Source organism: Streptomyces sp. WELS2, assembly GCF_013870595.1.
Classification (GTDB): domain Bacteria; phylum Actinomycetota; class Actinomycetes; order Streptomycetales; family Streptomycetaceae; genus Streptomyces.
This window is the reverse complement of the sequence record NZ_JACBWZ010000936.1, coordinates 1-2,241: the sequence shown is the minus strand read 5'-3', so window position 1 is coordinate 2,241 and position 2,241 is coordinate 1. Positions and strand designations below refer to the sequence as shown.

At 71.0% G+C, this 2,241-nt stretch carries 2 protein-coding genes and 1 pseudogene; 1 reads left to right on the top strand and 2 read right to left on the bottom strand.

The window, feature by feature from the left end:
- Positions 1-206 (top strand): annotated as a pseudogene (locus H5J33_RS31955) (CoA transferase); the annotation flags it as partial.
- A gap of 43 nt (positions 207-249) precedes the next feature.
- Here the strand turns inward: H5J33_RS31955 and H5J33_RS31950 are convergent.
- Complete coding sequence (locus H5J33_RS31950) at positions 250-519, bottom strand: hypothetical protein (protein WP_181798230.1); 270 nt, start codon at positions 517-519, stop codon at positions 250-252.
- 532 nt (positions 520-1,051) lie between these two features.
- Positions 1,052-1,858, bottom strand: a complete 807-nt coding sequence (locus H5J33_RS31945) for an SGNH/GDSL hydrolase family protein (RefSeq protein ID WP_181798229.1) — start codon at positions 1,856-1,858, stop codon at positions 1,052-1,054.
- Between the last annotated feature and the right edge of the window lie 383 nt (positions 1,859-2,241).

Sequence of the window (2,241 nt, the reverse complement as noted above, 5' to 3'; positions counted from 1 at the left end):
TGGCGGCCCGGGAGCGGTGGCGTCAGGTGGGAACGCCGGCCGGGCCGCTGAAGGCGCTGCTGCCGCCCATCACACTGCCGGGCGGGGGCGAGGCACGGATGGGCGAGGTGCCCGCGCTCGGGCAGCACACCGGAGCGCTGCTGCGTGCCGTGGGGATGACGGACGACGAGATCGCAGCGCTGCGCCGGGACGGTGTGGTGGCCTGAGCGCGGCACCCCCCGCTCGGAGGCCGGGGGCCCTGCGGTGCGGTCAGTGACCGCCGAACAGCGAACGGCGCAGCCGGCGCAGCGGCGCGAAGAGGGACACCCGGCTGACCCGCGCGCCCCGGTCGCTGCGCGTGTGCACCGAGCGGCGTGCCGTCAGCTCACGCATCAGCGAGGTCGCCTCGACCGTCTCCCGCTGCGGTATGGCGGGTCCCGCCAGCACCGACAGATGGCGGTCCAGGCGCGAACTGGTCGCGCTGCTCCCGTAGGTGATCGCAGGGACTCGCGCCCTGCTGTGCATCGTTATCTGTTCCATGTCACTCCCCACCCGTACGAGTCACCCGGCCCGGGCAGGCTAACCCTATCGCCCCACCGGGGCACCCGGGTATCTCGGCCACAGGATTCACCATGCCTGTAAGGGGGTTGACCGTCCCCCTTTGACTACTCTCCGAATGCGACCGATTTCAGGGTGAGTTGGACAGGCGGCCGTCCGGCGGGGCGCGCCGGGCCGCCGTCGGACCCGGCGGTCACGGCGAGTGAGGGCGCGGCGGGGCCGCGGTCCTCCGCGTTCCAGGGCGTGTCGCCCGCCAGGAGGGTCCCGTATCCGCCGAGGGTGACGACGGCCTCCGGCGCGGCGGGGGAAACACGATCACCGCGACGCCTCGCCCCTTCGCCCTTTCCCGTCGCTCCCCGCGCGGGCGTCCGCGGCGGACGGAACGTGGGCGATCTCACCTCGTCGTCCGCCCGGACGGCCCCCTGCCTCGGTGCCGATCTCCCCTTCGGGCTCGCTCCGACGGAACTCCCGGGAAGCACCCGGGGGTTCACCCGGCGGGGCGAGCCCGTCCGGGTCAGGCGTTGTTGGTGAGCACCGGCAGGTAGCCGCCGGAGTGACCGGCCGCGGTCGGGTGGTACGACTCGCCGATGTCGAGCCAGTCGACGCTGTGCAGCCAGGAGGAGCCGGAGCAGATCTCGTGGCCGGTGAAGGTGGTGCGGACGTCGCCGAAGACGAAGCCGTGGGCGGTGGCGCGGGCCTTGACGGCGGTGTCGATGTAGTCGGCGGCGTCGTTGATGGCGGCCCGCTTGGTCTCGGAGAGGCCGAGGCAGGACTGGCCGAGCAGATAGAAGCGGGGGTAGCCGATGACGACCACCCGGGCGGACGGGGCCTTGGCCCTGATCGCGTTGTAGAGGGTGTCCAGCTTGCCGGGGAGCGTGTTGGCGACGTACGCCTTGGCGGTGTTGATCCGGGAGAGACAGGTGCTGTCGGACTGGAGCACACACGTCGTCATGACGTCGGAGAAGCCCGCGTCGTTGCCGCCGGCGGTGACGGACACCAGCGAGGTGGAGGAGTCGAGCGAGCCGAGCTGGTTCGCGCGCACGTCGTCCGTCGTGGCGCCCGAGCAGGCGTTGAAGGCGAACGACGAGGGGCTGTGGGCGGCGTTCCACAGGTACGGGTACGCCTTGGTGCTGCGGTCGCAGCTGCCGCTGGAGTCGATGTAGCTGCCGGCGCCCACCCCGGAGGAGTAGGAGTCGCCGAGGGCCACGTAGCCGCCGGCCGCGGCCGCCGGGGACGCCTGCGCCGACGCGGCCCCGGTGAGACCGAGGCCGGCGGCGAGGAGGAGTGAGGCAACGAGTCCGGTAAGTCGGGAACGTCTCATGGAACCTCCCTTTAGCAGGATCTCTGCCTCAAAGTTGGTAGCAGCTACGCGTGTTGACCGGAAGTGTTCATGCCAAGAAATTCGCGGTCTCGACAAAGTCGTCCCGAGACATTCACCGCTCATGTATTGCGCGTGCACGCCAGGTGGGTTGACTTGTCGGCAACTCCGTTGCGGCGGCCGGGAGAAGGTCCTCCGGCACGCTTCGGGAAACGTCCGCTCCGGCCGTGCCGCCGCCTTGACGCCCCGTCGGCGGCTGCGCCACATTGAAACCCGGCATCAGGCGCGTCGGGGGGCAAAGTCGCCAATGCAGAACATACGCATCAAGTCACCTTCGCCGGACGACACCGGGACGGACGCCGACGGCATCCGGCCGGGACCGGCAA